General features: G+C 74.7%; 15 protein-coding genes. 11 read left to right on the forward strand and 4 right to left on the reverse strand.

Going from position 1 to position 14,680, the window contains the following annotated elements:
* The 3 genes from AC5L34_RS18145 (at nucleotide 1) to AC5L34_RS18155 (ending at nucleotide 4,238) form a co-directional block, all read left to right on the forward strand.
* Nucleotides 1-2,127: an ATP-binding SpoIIE family protein phosphatase gene (locus AC5L34_RS18145; protein WP_441176426.1), complete on the forward strand. Its 2,127-nt coding sequence runs from the start codon at nucleotides 1-3 to the stop codon at nucleotides 2,125-2,127.
* A gap of 38 nt (nucleotides 2,128-2,165) precedes the next feature.
* On the forward strand, nucleotides 2,166-2,843 hold the full coding sequence (locus tag AC5L34_RS18150; protein ID WP_357719244.1) for an HAD family hydrolase: 678 nt from the start codon (nucleotides 2,166-2,168) through the stop codon (nucleotides 2,841-2,843).
* A gap of 105 nt (nucleotides 2,844-2,948) precedes the next feature.
* Nucleotides 2,949-4,238 carry a cation:proton antiporter gene (locus AC5L34_RS18155; RefSeq protein ID WP_494826050.1) on the forward strand — a complete coding sequence of 430 codons (1,290 nt, stop codon included), beginning with the start codon at nucleotides 2,949-2,951 and terminating at the stop codon, nucleotides 4,236-4,238.
* A 31-nt stretch (nucleotides 4,239-4,269) separates the two neighbouring features.
* On the opposite strand, the gene AC5L34_RS18160 is transcribed toward AC5L34_RS18155, so the two are convergent.
* Nucleotides 4,270-5,211 carry an NAD(P)/FAD-dependent oxidoreductase gene (locus tag AC5L34_RS18160; protein ID WP_494826207.1) on the reverse strand — a complete coding sequence of 314 codons (942 nt, stop codon included), beginning with the start codon at nucleotides 5,209-5,211 and terminating at the stop codon, nucleotides 4,270-4,272.
* A gap of 165 nt (nucleotides 5,212-5,376) precedes the next feature.
* Here AC5L34_RS18160 and AC5L34_RS18165 point away from each other — a divergent pair, with 165 nt between their 5' ends.
* Complete coding sequence (locus AC5L34_RS18165) at nucleotides 5,377-5,592, forward strand: DUF3072 domain-containing protein (RefSeq protein WP_089001095.1); 216 nt, start codon at nucleotides 5,377-5,379, stop codon at nucleotides 5,590-5,592.
* On the opposite strand, the gene AC5L34_RS18170 is transcribed toward AC5L34_RS18165, so the two are convergent.
* Nucleotides 5,586-6,101: a metallophosphoesterase family protein gene (locus AC5L34_RS18170; RefSeq protein WP_494826052.1), complete on the reverse strand. Its 516-nt coding sequence runs from the start codon at nucleotides 6,099-6,101 to the stop codon at nucleotides 5,586-5,588. The genes AC5L34_RS18165 and AC5L34_RS18170 overlap by 7 nt on opposite strands.
* A gap of 160 nt (nucleotides 6,102-6,261) precedes the next feature.
* Here AC5L34_RS18170 and AC5L34_RS18175 point away from each other — a divergent pair, with 160 nt between their 5' ends.
* The 5 genes from AC5L34_RS18175 (at nucleotide 6,262) to AC5L34_RS18195 (ending at nucleotide 10,778) form a co-directional block, all read left to right on the forward strand.
* Nucleotides 6,262-7,644, forward strand: coding sequence for a glycoside hydrolase family 6 protein (locus AC5L34_RS18175; RefSeq protein ID WP_494826054.1), 1,383 nt, complete (start codon nucleotides 6,262-6,264; stop codon nucleotides 7,642-7,644).
* Between the two features lie 80 nt (nucleotides 7,645-7,724).
* Nucleotides 7,725-8,516 (forward strand): helix-turn-helix domain-containing protein, encoded by a 792-nt coding sequence (locus AC5L34_RS18180; protein ID WP_494826209.1) that lies wholly within the window; start codon nucleotides 7,725-7,727, stop codon nucleotides 8,514-8,516.
* Nucleotides 8,517-8,569: 53 nt separating this feature from the next.
* On the forward strand, nucleotides 8,570-9,154 hold the full coding sequence (locus AC5L34_RS18185; protein WP_089001099.1) for a YflT domain-containing protein: 585 nt from the start codon (nucleotides 8,570-8,572) through the stop codon (nucleotides 9,152-9,154).
* Nucleotides 9,155-9,298: 144 nt separating this feature from the next.
* Complete coding sequence (locus AC5L34_RS18190; RefSeq protein ID WP_494826057.1) at nucleotides 9,299-9,781, forward strand: MarR family winged helix-turn-helix transcriptional regulator; 483 nt, start codon at nucleotides 9,299-9,301, stop codon at nucleotides 9,779-9,781.
* A gap of 10 nt (nucleotides 9,782-9,791) precedes the next feature.
* Complete coding sequence (locus AC5L34_RS18195; protein WP_441176421.1) at nucleotides 9,792-10,778, forward strand: pirin family protein; 987 nt, start codon at nucleotides 9,792-9,794, stop codon at nucleotides 10,776-10,778.
* A gap of 70 nt (nucleotides 10,779-10,848) precedes the next feature.
* Here AC5L34_RS18195 and AC5L34_RS18200 read toward each other — a convergent pair whose 3' ends face one another.
* Nucleotides 10,849-10,977 (reverse strand): hypothetical protein, encoded by a 129-nt coding sequence (locus AC5L34_RS18200; protein WP_284039359.1) that lies wholly within the window; start codon nucleotides 10,975-10,977, stop codon nucleotides 10,849-10,851.
* Between the two features lie 141 nt (nucleotides 10,978-11,118).
* Between AC5L34_RS18200 and AC5L34_RS18205 the strand changes: the two genes are divergently transcribed.
* Nucleotides 11,119-12,708: a phospholipase D family protein gene (locus AC5L34_RS18205; protein ID WP_441176495.1), complete on the forward strand. Its 1,590-nt coding sequence runs from the start codon at nucleotides 11,119-11,121 to the stop codon at nucleotides 12,706-12,708.
* Nucleotides 12,709-12,724: 16 nt separating this feature from the next.
* On the opposite strand, the gene AC5L34_RS18210 is transcribed toward AC5L34_RS18205, so the two are convergent.
* Nucleotides 12,725-13,480, reverse strand: a complete 756-nt coding sequence (locus tag AC5L34_RS18210) for an acetoacetate decarboxylase family protein (RefSeq protein WP_441176420.1) — start codon at nucleotides 13,478-13,480, stop codon at nucleotides 12,725-12,727.
* Nucleotides 13,481-13,833: 353 nt separating this feature from the next.
* On the opposite strand from AC5L34_RS18210, the gene AC5L34_RS18215 reads away from it, so the two are divergent.
* Nucleotides 13,834-14,661: a SigB/SigF/SigG family RNA polymerase sigma factor gene (locus tag AC5L34_RS18215; protein ID WP_494826059.1), complete on the forward strand. Its 828-nt coding sequence runs from the start codon at nucleotides 13,834-13,836 to the stop codon at nucleotides 14,659-14,661.
* The last annotated feature ends 19 nt before the right edge of the window (nucleotides 14,662-14,680 follow it).

Genomic DNA, 14,680 nt, shown 5'->3' on the forward strand with positions numbered 1-14,680 from the left:
ATGCCAGGAACGGTCGGACGGGTCCCGAACCCCCCAGCCCCGGTCTCGGGAACACCCTCCGTGTCACACACGGCGGCCACCGTCCTGCGCCACGACTGGGGCGGCACCCCGTTGGGCCCGTGGCGCGCATGGGACCCGGCGGTCCGCGCCGCCGCCGAGTTGCTCCTCGCCTCGCCCGTACCGATGGCCCTCACGCTGGGCGACGAGCACCTGCTGGTCTACAACGACGCGTACGCCGACCTCATCGGTGACCGGCACCCCGACGCGGTGGGGCGGCCGGCGGCCGAGGTGTTCGCCGAGTCCTGGCCGCTGCCCGGCGTCGGCGACGCCATCGAGCACACCTACCGCTCCGGGGAGCCGTTCCTGGAGAAGGAGACGACCCTTCCGCTGCACCGTGGCCCCGGCCTGGTCGAGCAGTCCGTCTTCACCCGGGGCTACTCCCCCGTGCGCGACAGCGCCGGGCGGATCGTCGGCGTGCTGACCGTGGCCGCGGAGACCACCCAGGTCACCCAGCAGTTGCAGAGCCTCAGCGACTTCGCCGCGGCGCTCGCCGGCACCCTCACCCTGGACGACGTGGCCCGGGTCGCGCTGCGCTACGCGATCACCGCGTTCGACGCCGACCGGGTCACGTTCGCCGTCGACGAGGGCGGCGGCGGCTGGCGGATGGTCCGGCGCGTCCGGGGCGAGCTGATGGACGAGGCCGACGAGCGGCTGCCCCCGCTGTGGCGACGCATTCCGCCGGACTCGCAGGGGCCGGTGGTGGCCGCCGCCCGCAGCGGGGTGCCGCACTTCGTCGACGACGGCCAGCCGCTGCGGGAGACCGCGGTGGACCGGCACGACCAGAAGGTCCGCTCGCTCGCGGCGGTGCCGCTGCGGGCGTCGGTGGTGCGCGGCGGGTTGACGGTCGGCTACCAGGTCCCGCACGTCTGGTCGGCCGCGCGGCGCGCGCTGCTGGCCGCCTCCGCCGAGCTGGTCGGCCAGGCCGCCGAGCGGGCCCGCCGGTTCGAGACCCAGCACGGCACCGCCCAGCTGCTGCAACGCAGCATGCTGCCGGAGCACCTGCCCGACCTGCCCCGGATGCGGATCGCCGCCCGCTACGACCCGGGCGTCGACGGCAACGCCGCCGGCGGGGACTTCTACGACGCCTTCCTGCTGCCCGACGGCGGTCTGGGCATCGTGCTCGGCGACGTCGCCGGCCACGACGTGCAGGCCGCGGCCCGGATGGGTCAGGTGCGCGCGGCGCTGCGGGCGCTGGCGCTGGCCGATCCCCGCCCGGACGCCGTGCTGGCCGGGCTCGACCGGCTGGTCACCAGCCTGGGTGCCGAGGGCGACACCCACGAGCTCTTCGTCACGGTGGTCTTCGGTGTCGTCGACGCCGACCGGCAGCGGCTCACCCTGGCCAGCGCCGGTCACCCCGCGCCGCTGATCCGCCGGTGCGCCTCCGACGGCGAGCCGGTCGCCGAGTACCTCGACCTGCCCGCGGGCGCCCCCCTGGGCCTGGGCTGCCGGCCACCGACGGCCACGGTGCGCTTCGCCCCGGGCGACACGCTGCTGCTGTTCAGCGACGGGGTGGTGGAGCGGCGCTGGCAGGACCTGACGGCCGGCCTGGACGCCCTGGCCGCCGCCGTCGCGGGCGCGGGCAGCGGCGACCCCCGCGCGCTGTGCGCGGTGGCCACCGCGGCGGTGCCCGGTGCCACCGAGGACGACGTCGCCGTGCTGGCGGTGGAGTACGCGCTGCGGCCGTCGCGGTCGGCGAGCATGGAGGTGCCGGCCGAGCCGACGGCGCCGAGCCGGGTGCGGCACTGGATGACCGGGCAGCTCACGGAGTGGCAGGTGCCCGAGTCGATCATCGGCGCGGCCGTGCTCTGCACCAGCGAGCTGACCACCAACGCCCTGCTGCACGCGGGCACCGCCGCCCGGGTGGAGATCGACCTCAGCCCGGAGCGGCTGCTGGTGTCGGTCGCCGACTCGGGCACCCGGGGCACGGTGACCCGCGCGCAGACCGACACGCTCAGCAGCCGTGGTCGGGGGCTGGGGCTGATCGAGGAGCTGAGCGACGCCTGGGGGACGGACCCGACCGTACGCGGCTCGACGGTCTGGTTCGAGATCCTGGTCCCGTCCGGGTGAGCGGCGTCAGCCCCGTCCGGAGGGGGTAGGAGGAGGTCATGCCCACCGACAAGCCCGCCGGTGTCCTCTTCGACGTGGACGGCACCCTGGTCGACACCACCTACCTGCACACCGTGAGCTGGTGGGAGGCGCTTCGCCAGCTCGACCGGCCCCCGCCCATGGCGACGATCCACCGCGCCATCGGGATGGGCTCGGACAAGCTGCTCGACCACCTGCTCGGCCCTGAGCGCGACCGCGGCGCGGACCGGAAGCTGCGCGACGCCCACGACACCCTCTTCGCCGAGTACTGGGAGCGGCTGGTCCCGCTGCCCCGCGCCGCCGACCTGCTGCGGGCCTGCGCGGAGCGGGGGCTACGGGTCGTGCTCGCCACCTCCGCCGCCGAGCACGAGGTGGCCGCGCTACGCCGGGCGCTGGCCGCCGACGACGTGATCCACACGATCACCAGCTCGGCGGACGCGCGGGAGAGCAAGCCGGCGCCGGACATCCTGGTCGCCGCGCTGGAGCAGTCCGGGCTCGCCGCCGAACGGGTGGTCTTCGTCGGCGACTCGGTGTGGGACGTCGCCGCCGCCGGCGAACTGGACGTGCCCTGTGTGGGGCTGACCTGCGGCGGCACCAGCCGGGGCGAGCTGGCCGGGGCCGGCGCGGTGGCCGTCTACGAGGACCCCGCCGCGCTGCTCGCCGCCCTCGACGACTCGCCGGTCGCCCGGGTGAGGTGACCGGCGCCGGTTCCGTCGCTCCGGACAGGAATACGAGAAGTCCTCCGGGGGCAAGGAACTGCACCACCTGCCCGCACGCCGTGGGCGAGGCGGAGAGGTGGGGTCGTGGAGCCGGTAGACGTGGCGTTCGCGGTGGTCGGTCTGGGCGCGCTGCTGGCGGGGATCCTGCCCCGGGTGCTCGAGCGCCGGCCGCTGTCCATGCCGATCGCGTTCCTCGGGCTGGGCATGCTGGTCTTCGCCCTCCCCGTCGGGCTGCCGAACCCCGATCCGCTCGCGTACCCGGACGTCGCCACCCACCTCACCGAGATCGGCGTCATCGTGGCGCTGATGGGCGCCGGTCTCAAGATCGACCGGCCGTTCAGTTGGCGCCGCTGGTCGTCGACGTGGCGGCTGCTGGCCGTCGCCATGCCGCTGTGCATCGCGGCGGTGGCGCTGCTCGGCTGGTGGTGGGCCGGGCTGGTGCCGGCCGCCGCGCTGCTGCTCGCGGCGGCCCTCGCGCCGACCGACCCGGTGCTCGCCGCCGACGTGCAGGTCGGCGAGCCCAACGACGTGGAGGACTCCGAGGACGAGGTCCGTTTCGCCCTCACCTCGGAGGCCGGGCTCAACGACGGGTTGGCCTTCCCCTTCGTGTACGCGGCCATCGCCATCGCCACCACCAGCCTGGCCCCGGCGGACTGGCTGGGTCACTGGTTCGGCGTGGACGTGCTCTGGAAGGTCGGGGCGGGCGTGGCGGGCGGTTGGCTGGTCGGCTGGCTGCTCGGCAAGCTCTTCTTCCGGGCCCCGAGCGAGCTGCGGTTGGCCCGGCACTCGGAGGGCTTCCTGGCGCTGGCCGCGACGTTCCTGGCGTACGGGCTGGTGGAACTCGTCAGCGGGTACGGCTTCCTGGCGGTCTTCGTGGCGGCGCGGGCGATCCGGGCCGCCGAACGCACCCACGAGTTCCACTCCGTGCTGCACGACTTCGCCGAGCAGGTCGAGCGGCTGCTCACCGTGCTGTTGCTGCTGCTCTTCGGCGGCGCCGTCGTGGGCGGCCTGCTGGGCCCGCTGACGTGGCCGGCCGCCGCGGTCGGGCTGGCGCTGCTCTTCCTGGTCCGCCCGCTGATCGGCTGGCTGTCGCTGCGGGGGGCGCCCGGCCGGCCGGCCGAGCACTGGGTGATCGCCCTGTTCGGCATCCGGGGCGTCGGCTCGTTCTACTACGTGGCGTACGCGACGACGAAGGCCGACTTCCCCCAGGCGGACCTGATCTGGGCGACCGTCGGCCTCGTCGTGATCGTCTCGGTGGTGGTGCACGGCGTCGCGGCGACGCCGGTGATGCAGTTGCTGGACCGGGCGGGACAGCGCACCTCCGACCCGTCCGAGCGGGGCCGCTCCGGCGAACCCGTCGCCGCCTCGAGCTGACCCGGCCCGGCGGTGCGCGCGAGGGCTGCCCTCACCCGCCGCCCAGGCGGGTGACCAGGGCGCGGCCGAGGTCGCGGCCGGAGCGCCAGGCGCTCTGCACCCGGGGCTTGCCGAAGGCGTCGCCGGCCAGCCCGACGCTGTCGGCGTCAAGGTGGTACGTGCCGCCCGGCCCGGCGGTCGGCTTCGCGTACGTCCAGCGGTGCACGTGCACGTGCTCCGCCGGTTCGGGCAGCCCCAGCAGGTCCCGTACGGCCTCCTCGACCGCCGGCCCGGCCCCGGTGGGCAGGGCGAGATGACCGGCGGCGTACTCGGGTGTGGTGTGGGCGACCAGCACCGGCGCGTCGTCGCCGCGTCGGTCGCCGTCGTCGCAGACGAGGTTGAGCACCGGGTGGTCGTTGACGAAGGCGCCCCGGAAGGCGGCCCACCGGCGGGCCGGGAAGCGCAGCACCGCCGCCAGCGACGGCGACCAGCGCTGGGCCTGGGTGGCGCGGGTGGCGGCGCCCAGGGTCGGGGCGAGCAGCAGCGCCGCCTGCGGCCCCGGCATGGCGAGCGCCACCGCCTCGCAGGCCCGCCCGTCCACCACGGGTCCCGGTTCGACGCCGATCACGAGCCGGTTCACGGTCACCGGCAGGTCCCGGGCCAGGTGCTCCACCAGCGAGCGCAGCCCCCGGGTCGCCGCCCAGCGCATCGGGCCGGGCGCCTCGCGCCGACCGGCGCCGTCGTACGCGACGAAGGTGTCGGTCCACTCGCGGGCCAGGCCGGCCGACCGCCATCCTTCGGCCACCTGCGCGAAGTCCGGATCGTCGACCGTGAAGTACGCCGCGCCGAGGTCGGCGGGACGGCCGTCGAAGCGGCGGCTGGCCATCCGGCCGCCGGACACCCGGGCGCGCTCCCGGATCTCCACCGGGATGCCCGCGCGGGCCAGCTCCGTCGCGCACGCCACCCCGGCGATGCCCGCGCCGACCACGATCACACCCGCCCGCTGCCGCGCACCCACCCGGTGATCGTATGCGGGCCCGGGTCGCCGGGGCGGCGGAGTCGCCCGCGCGGCGCGCCCGGGGAGACGACGCGCCGGGGCGCCGCATGGATCGGGGCCGCGCGGGGTATTGGCACGTCTGTTCGAAGGAAGGTGGAGACCATGACGGACCGCACCAGCAGCCAGGCCAACCCGCAGGGCGCCATCAAGGACCCGGACGAGTGGGTCACCGGCGAGGAACCGCCGACCGCCGCCCAGGAGTCCTACCTGGCGACCCTGGCCCGGGAGGCCGGCGAGGAGCCGCCGGAGGGACTCACCAAGGCCGAGGCCTCGAAGCGGATCGACCAGCTCCAGGAGGAGACCGGCCGGGGTCAGTGACCGGACGGGCGGCGCGGTGGCAGGCGGTGCAGCTCGACCTCGTCGAGCCGGCCCGCCGCCACCCGCGCCGTCAGGTACGTGGCGTACGGCTGGGCCCGGCGGTCGGTGGGCGAGCCCGGGTTGAGCAACCGCAGACCGCCCGGGGCGAGCGTGTCCCAGGGGATGTGCGAGTGCCCGAAGACCAGCACGTCGGCGTCGGGGAAGCGGGCCGCGCAGCGGCTCTCCCGACCGGCCTTCGGGCCGGTCTCGTGCACGACGGCGACCCGCAGTCCGTGCAGTTCGACCCGGGCGACCTCCGGCAGCCGGGCGCGCAGCGCCGGCCCGTCGTTGTTGCCGTAGACCCCGACGAGGCGGCGGGCCCGGGCGGCCAGGGCGTCCAGCAGCGCCTCGTCGACCCAGTCCCCCGCGTGCAGCACCACGTCGGCGGCGTCGACCGCCGTCCAGAGCGGCTCCGGCAGATCCCTGGCCCGCTTCGGCACGTGGGTGTCCGCGGTGATCACCAGGCGCATCCCGCCATTCTCCCGGGCGGGCGCGCCTCGCGCCGCGCCGGTGGGGGAAATGTCGCCGACGGCGACGCGGCCCCTTCACATCGCCGTCATCACCACGTAGTTTGACGGCGGTATATGGGAGCGCTTCCAGCGGTGCTCCTCGATGGAATGGGAGAGTCCCGTGAGAAGTAGACCCGCACTCGCCGCGGCGGGCGCCGCCGCGGCCGCGCTCACCGTCGCCGCCACCGTCGCCGTCGGCATCGTCCGCGCTCCCGCCGCCGTCGCCGCCGACTCGGCGTTCTACGTCGACCCGGCCACGGCCGCCGCGGCCTGGGTCGCCGCCAACCCCGGCGATCCCCGGGCCGCCGTCATCTCCGACCGGATCGCCAACGTCCCCCAGGGCCGCTGGTTCACCCGCACCAACACCTCGACCGTACGGTCCGAGGTCGACGCCCTCGTCGGGGCGGCGGCAGCCGCCGGCAAGGTGCCGATCCTGGTCGTCTACAACATCCCCAACCGTGACTGCAGCGGCGCGAGCGGCGGCGGTGCCCCCGACCACGCCACCTACCGGCATTGGGTCGACCAGGTGGCGGCCGGACTGGCCGGGCGGCCGGCGACCATCGTGCTGGAACCGGACGTGCTGCCACTGATGACCAGCTGCCAGAACGCCGCCCAGCAGGCCGAGACGAGGGCCTCCATGGCGTACGCCGGCAAGAAACTCAAGGCCGGCTCCGCCGCCGCCCGGGTCTACTTCGACATCGGGCACTCGGCGTGGCTCGCCCCCGGCGAGGCGGCCTCCCGGCTGCTCGGCGCGGACGTCGCCAACAGCGCGGACGGCATCTCGCTCAACGTCTCCAACTACCGGCGCACCGCCGACGAGGTCGCCTACGCCAAGGCCGTCATCGCGGCCACCGGGGTGTCCCGGCTCAGGGCGGTCGTCGACACCAGCCGCAACGGCAACGGGCCGGCCGGCTCCGAGTGGTGCGACCCGGCCGGGCGGGCCATCGGCACCCCGAGCACCACCGCGACCGGCGACTCCGCCATCGACGCGTACCTGTGGGTGAAGCTGCCCGGCGAGGCCGACGGGTGTATCGCGCCGGCCGGCCAGTTCGTGCCGCAGCGGGCGTACGACCTGGCCGTGGCCGCCGGCCCGGCCCCCACCACCGCGCCGCCGACCACCGCACCGCCCACGACGGCGCCCCCGACCACCGCGCCGCCCACGACGCCTCCGGCGACCACTCCCCCGCCGGCCGGCGGCTGCGCGGTGTCGTACACCCCGAACTCGTGGTCCGGCGGCTTCACCGCCGAACTGCGGGTGACCAACCACGGCGCCGCGCTCACCGGCTGGACCCTCACCTTCGCCCCCGGTGCCGGGGTCCGGTTGACCAACGGCTGGAACGGCGACTGGACCCAGTCGGGCGACCGGATCACCGTGCGCAACGCCGCGTGGAACGCCGGCCTGCCCGCGGGCGGCACGGTCTCGATCGGCTTCCAGGGCACCTGGCCGGGCGGCACCCTGCCCGCCCCGACCGGGTTCACGCTCAACGGCACCGCCTGCTCCTGACCCCCGACGCCCCGCCCGCCCCGCACGGGCGGGCGGGGCGGCACCGGGGCAGCGCCTAGGATCGGCGCGTGAGCGCGGCGGTGGAGCAGCGGCGGGCGCCGGTCGGCACGCTGCTGCGGCAGTGGCGCAGGCGGCGCGGGCTCAGCCAGCTCGCCCTCGCGGTCGAGGCGGAGGTCTCCACCCGGCACCTCAGCTTCGTGGAGACCGGGCGCTCCGCGCCGAGCCGGGAGATGGTCCTGCGGTTGGCCGAGCACCTCGACGTGCCGCTGCGGGAGCGCAACCGGCTGCTGCTGGCCGCCGGGTACGCCCCGGTCTACTCCCACGCCCCGCTGGACTCCCCCGGGCTGCGCCGGGTCCTCGACGCGGTACGCCGGGTCCTGCGGGCGCACGAGCCGTACCCGGCCGTCGCGGTGGACCGGCGCTGGAACCTGGTCGCCGGCAACTCCGCCCTGCCGCTGCTCACCGAGGGGGTGGCCGGGCACCTGCTCCGGCCGCCGGCCAACGCGCTGCGGCTGACCCTGCACCCCGAGGGCATGGCGCCCCGGATCGCCAACCTCACCGAGTGGCGGGCCCACCTGCTCGGCCGGCTGCGCCGACACCTGGGGCTGACCGCCGACGCCGAGCTGACCGCGCTGCACGACGAGCTGCGCGGCTATCCGGGCGGGTCGGCCGAGCCGGACGCCGGCCTGCCGCGTGCCGGGGACGTGGTGGTGCCCCTGCGGCTGCGTCACCCGGCGGGCGAGCTGGCCTTCCTCAGCACCGTGTCGACCTTCGGCACCCCGCTGGACGTGACGGTCGAGGAGCTCTCCATCGAGTCCTTCTTCCCGGCCGACGAGGCCACCGCCGCGTACCTACGCGCCGCCGCCCGCTGAGCGTTACCTCGCGACGGCGGCGGGAACGCGGGCGGTCGACGAAGGAGGAACTCATGACCACACCGTCGAGTCCCACCTCGGCATGGCGGCCCGGGATGCCGGGCGCCGACACCCTGCCGTCCGGTCCCGCCGGCCGGCCCAGCGCCCCCGGTCAGGACGGGCACGGCCCGGAGACCGGCCCGCCCACCGTGACGATCGGGTCGTACCCGGACTATCCGTCCGCCCAGCGGGTCGTCGACTACCTGGCGGACAACCGGTTCCCGGTCGAACACAGCGCCATCGTCGGCACGAACCTCACCCTGGTCGAGACCGTCCTCGGGCGGATGACGACCGGACGGGCGGCCCTCGCGGGCGCCGGCACGGGCGCCTGGTTCGGTCTCTTCATCGGGCTGCTGTTCGGCATCTTCACGGCCGGCAACTGGCTCGCGGTGATCCTGGTCGGGCTGGTCGTCGGCGCGATCTGGGGAGCGGTGTTCGGCGCGGTCGCACACGCGATGACCGGCGGGCGCCGCGACTTCACCTCGGCCAGCTCGCTGCGCGCCGGCCAGTACGCCGTGATCGTCGACGCGCAGTTCGCCGAGCAGGCCCGGCAGCTCCTCGGCCGGATGCACATGCCGGCCTCGTCACCCGGCCGCTGACGGCCCGGGTCGGGGCGCCCGAGCGGACGGCGCCCCGACCTGGCACGCACGCACATCGTTCAAAGCTGCACGGCCATCCCCTAGAAGTGAGGTGACGGCACTCACGGCACTAGTTAAATTTTGAAGTAGTGCTACTGTCGTGGCGTGACCGACAGCCTGGACAGTGCCCGCCTCGCCGCCTGGCGCGCCTACATCGAGGCCAGCCAGCGGCTCTACACGCGGCTGGAGGACGACCTGCGCGCCGACAGCGCGCTCAGCTTCGCCGACTACCACGTGCTCGTCCTGCTCTCCGAGGCGCCGGGCCAGCGGCTGCGGATGGGCGAGCTGGCCAGCCGCCTGGTCTTCTCCCCGAGCCGGCTGACGTACCAGATCACCACGATGCAGCGGCGCGGCCTCGTCGCCCGGGAGTCCTGTCCGGACGACCGCCGCGGCAGCGAGGCCGTGCTCACCGCTGCCGGGCTGCTGGCCCTGCGCGAGGCCGCCCCGCACCACCTGCGGTCGGTACGCGCCCACCTCATGGACGACCTCGACGACGCCGAGGTCGCCTGCCTCACCCGGATCTTCGAGCGACTCGGCCGGCGCCTGCGCGCGGACCGCGACGCGTCGACCGCCCACCCCCACAGCTGAGGAGTCCCCGATGCCCGCCATCACCGTCGACAACGTGCTCGTCCTGCCCCGCCTGCCCCGGCTCGACGAGTCCACCGCGTTCCGGCCGGTCCGCCGGCTGACCACCGCGCCCAGCGGCTACGAGGGCGAGGGCTTCCCGGTCCGCCGGGCGTTCGCCGGCGTGCCGGTGAGCGAGCTGGACCCGTTCATCCACCTGGACCAGATGGGCGAGGTGGACTACGCCCCGGGCGAGCCGAGGGGCACGGCCTGGCACCCGCACCGCGGCTTCGAGACGGTGACCTACATGATCGACGGGATCATGGACCACCAGGACTCGCAGGGCGGCGGCGGCACGATCACCAACGGCGACACCCAGTGGATGACGGCCGCGAGCGGGCTGCTGCACATCGAGGCGCCGCCGGAGCACCTCGTCATGAGTGGCGGGCTGTTCCACGGCACCCAGCTCTGGGTCAACCTGCCCCGGGCCGCCAAGATGAACCCGCCCCGCTACCAGGACATCCGTGGCCGGGAGGCGGCTCTGCTGACCACGCCCGACGGTGGCGCGCTGATCCGGGTCATCGCCGGGGAGATCGCCGGGCACCGGGGGCCGGGCTCCACCCACACCCCGATCACCATCACCCACGTGACCGTGCAGCCGGGCGCGCGCGTCGACCTGCCGTGGCGGCCGGACTTCAACGCTTTGGTCTACGTGCTGGGCGGGCGGGGCACGGTGGGCACCGACGGGCGGCCGGTGCACACGGGCCAGCTCGCCGTGCACGGCCCCGGCGACGCGCTGACCTTCGCCGCGGACGCCAGCCAGGACGGCCACACCCCGACGCTGGACCTCTACATCATGGGCGGCGAGCCCATCCGGGAGCCGGTGGCCCACTACGGCCCGTTCGTCATGAACACCCGCGACGAGCTGCTCCAGGCGTTCGAGGACTTCAAGGCCGGTCGGCTCGGTGTCGTCCCCGCCGAGCGGCTGCCGCACACCGGCGGCCAGGCCCCGAGGCCCTGAGCCCACGGCGGGCGGCGGGCGCCCCCGGCCACGGCGGGCGGCGCCCACCGGCGCGTCGCGCGACGCGGCGTCAGGAGACGGCGAATATGCCCGCGACGCCCAGGATCACCATGAGCAACACCGTCACCAGCGCACCCCGCTCGCTCTCGACCGCCGGCTCGCGGTGCTCGTTCGCGGAGTTCGTCGTCTCGCCGGGCATGGTGTTGCCTCCTCGGTGTCGCGTCGTGTTCGGGCGGGCTGTCGGGGGTCGTCCGGCCGGGTCACCGGGGTGCCGGTCGGGATGCGGGCCCGCGACGTGGGTCCTACCGTGAGGACGTTGTCGACCTCGGGGGGCTGGAACGTGGCACCACGCAACTGGTTCCTCAGCGCGGCCGAACGCGCCAACCCGGTGTCAGAGTTACCCGTCTGGACCAGCGGTAACCTTGCCGAGCCGTTAATTCACGGTGTCGCGTACTTCGACCGGCTGGTCGACGAGGTGGAGGCCCTGGAGGCCGGCGACCACCTCTTCTTCACTGACTGGCGGGGCGACCCGGACCAGCGGCTGCGCCCGGACGGGCCGACCGTGGCGCAGCTCTTCGCGCGGGCCGCGCAGCGGGGCGTGGTGGTCAAGGGCCTGATCTGGCGCTCCCACCTCGACCTGCTGGCCTACAGCGAGGCGGAGAACCGCAACCTGAGCGAGACGGTCTCCGCCGCCGGCGGCGAGGTGCTGCTCGACCAGCGGGTCCGCCGGGGTGGCTCGCACCACCAGAAGCTGGTGGTGCTGCGGCACCCACGGGCGCCGGAACGCGACGTCGCCTTCGCCGGCGGGATCGATCTGTGCCACAGCCGGCGTGACGACGCCGCGCACCGGGGCGACCCGCAGGCGGTGCAGATGTCCACCCGCTACGGGGACCACCCGCCCTGGCACGACGTGCAGCTCGCGGTGCGGGGGCCGGCGGTGGGCGCGCTGGACACCACCTTCCGGGAGCGGTGGAGCGACCCGATGCCGCTGGATTCGGAGAACCCCCTCGCCTACCTGCGCGACCGGCTGCGCGGCGCGGACCTGCGACCCGACCCGCTGCCGCCGCAGCCGGCCGACCCACCGCCCTGCGGGCCGCACCACGTCCAGGTGCTGCGCACCTACCCGGCGGTACGGCCCCGCTACTCCTTCGCCCCGGACGGCGAGCGCACGGTGGCACGCGGCTACACCAAGGCGGTCCGGCGGGCCCGGCGGCTGATCTACCTGGAGGACCAGTACCTGTGGTCCACCGAGGTGGCCGACCTGTTCGCCAAGGCGCTGCGCGACAACCCCGACCTGCACCTGGTCGCGGTGGTCCCCCGGTATCCGGACGTGGACGGCCGGTTGGCGCTGCCGCCCAACACGGTCGGCCGCGAGCAGGCACTCTCACTCTGCGAGCGGGCGGCCCCGGAGCGGGTGCACGTGCTCGACGTCGAGAACCACGCCGGCACCCCGGTGTACGTGCACGCCAAGGTCTGCGTGGTCGACGACGTGTGGGCCAGCGTCGGCAGCGACAACTTCAACCGCCGTTCCTGGACGCACGACAGCGAGTTGTCCTGCGCCGTACTGGACGAGACCCGGGACGAACGGGCGCCGACCGACCCGGCCGGCCTCGGCGACGGGGCCCGGGTCTTCGCCCGGGAGCTGCGGTTGCGGCTGTGGCGCGAGCACCTGGACCGCGATCCCGACGGCGGCGAGGACGCCGACCTGGTCGACCCGGCCGACGCCGTGGCGGCGATCACCGCCGCCGCCGACGCGCTGCAACGGTGGTACGACACCGGGCGGGCCGGTCCCCGGCCGCCGGGCCGGCTGCTGCCGCACCGGGCCGAACGGCTGCCCTGGTACACCCGGGCCTGGGCGCTGCCGGCGTACCGGCTGGTCTACGACCCCGACGGCCGGCCGCTGCGGGCCCGCCGGTCCGGCACCTGGTGAGCGCGCGGGTGGGCGTTCAGGCGGGTACGGAGAGGGCGTCGATCCTGCCGAAGGCGGGCACGGCCCCGGTGTCGGCGTCGGTGGCGTGGACCGTCAGCCCGCCGGGATAGGCGAACGAGGCGCGCGGCGAGTAGAAGCCGAAGCCGATGGTGAGCGGGTTCTCCGGGCGCAGCGCGTAGATCGGGTGGGCCGGCTCCAGGAACTCCAGCGACTCGATCACGAACGGGTCGACCGGTTCGGCGACGAACGGGTGCACGGAGCTGAGCAGCTGCCCGTCGCGGGCCGTGAAGTAGCGGTGGTGGCCCCGGCTGATCGTGCCGCCGGTCTCGCCCACCTGGCAGCGGGCGCGGATCACCGGCACGCCGTCGATCTCCGTCTCGGCGACGATGTCCCCGCCGTGGCGCTCGATGTGGGTACGGCCGACGACGGCGGGCGCGCCCCGCGCGGCGGCGTAGGCCCGGACCCGCTCGCTGCACGTCACGTAGTGCGTCCACCAGCCGCCGGGGTTGAGCCCACCCGGCGCGTCCACCCCGCTCAGCGCCACGCCGAGGTAGGTCAGCGAGTACGCGCCGAAGCCGGAGGTCTGGCTGTCGTCGTCGACCACGTACTGGTTCATGAAGACCAGCCGCTCGGGCGACGGGCGCAGCCCGGCCGGGACCAGCGCCGCGACCGCGTCCGGGTCCGCCGGCAGCCAGCCGAAGTAGAGCGTGCGGCTGTTGACGACCAGGTGGGGAGCGGCGGGGTCGAGCACGGCACCTCCGGCGTGGGGCATGTACCCGCACGCTACGGGCCGTCCCGTTGACGGGACAACGACGGAAAGCCGACATTCGACGCCGGTCGTCCGGTGGACCGTGGCCGCCCGGCCGGCCCGCCGTGGCCACCCGGATGCGTCGACGTCGATGTACGGCGGGGCTGGCCGGCCGCTCGCCGGCGTAGCCCGGCCCACAATCGGAGGCGCATTTGCCCGCTTTGCGACTCTGATGGTCGAAAATCGCTTAAGTACATCGTACTTTCGGCTAGATTTCGTCGGACCGATCGGGCTAAGGTGGCTCCCGAACGGACATCTGAAGTTAAACCTAAGCGTCACGTCTTTCATCCGCGGACGAGGTGCAGGGAGGACCACCCATGACCGCGCCAACGATCAGCGAACAGGCGACCACAACAACGCCGAGCACCACTCAGAAGCTCGACCCGCGTGCGCTCACCGACAGCGCGGCCGACCTGCTCAACGCGATGGCCGCGCTGCCGGCCGGCCACCCGTCCCGCGCCGCCCTGCGCGACCGGGCGATCGAGGCCTGGCTGCCGCTCGCCAACCACCTCGCCCACCGCTACAGCGGCCGGGGCGAGCCCACCGACGACCTCGCCCAGACCGCCGCCGTCGGCCTGATCAAGGCCATCGACAAGTTCGACCCGACCCGCGGCGTCGACTTCGCCGGCTACGCGATCCCCACCATCATCGGCGAGCTCAAGCGGCACTTCCGCGACCGCACCTGGGACATCCGGGTGCCGCGTCGCCTCCAGGAGCTGCGCCTGGCCATCTCCGACGCCAACAGCACGCTGTTGCAGACCCTCGGCCGCTCCCCCACGGTCGCCGACATCGCGGCCCACCTCAAGCTCACCGAGGAAGAGGTGCTGGAGGGCCTGGAGGGTGCCCGCGCCTACAACGCGGTCTCGCTCTCCACGCCGACCGGAGACGGCGACCGCGCGACCGAACTGGGCGACATGCTCGGCGGCGAGGACGGCGAGTTCGAGCTGGCCGAGCTGCGGGTGGCCCTCGGCCCGGCGCTGGCGACGCTCGACGAGCGCGAGCAGAAGATCCTCACGCTGCGGTTCTACGGCAACCTGACGCAGTCGCAGATCGCCGAGCAGATCGGCGTCTCGCAGATGCACGTCTCCCGGCTGCTGGCCCGCGCGCTGACCAAGCTGCGTGGGCAGCTCGACGGCACGTACTAGGGATACGACCCAGGGGTAG

It is taken from the genome of Micromonospora sp. ZG13, assembly GCF_059359355.1.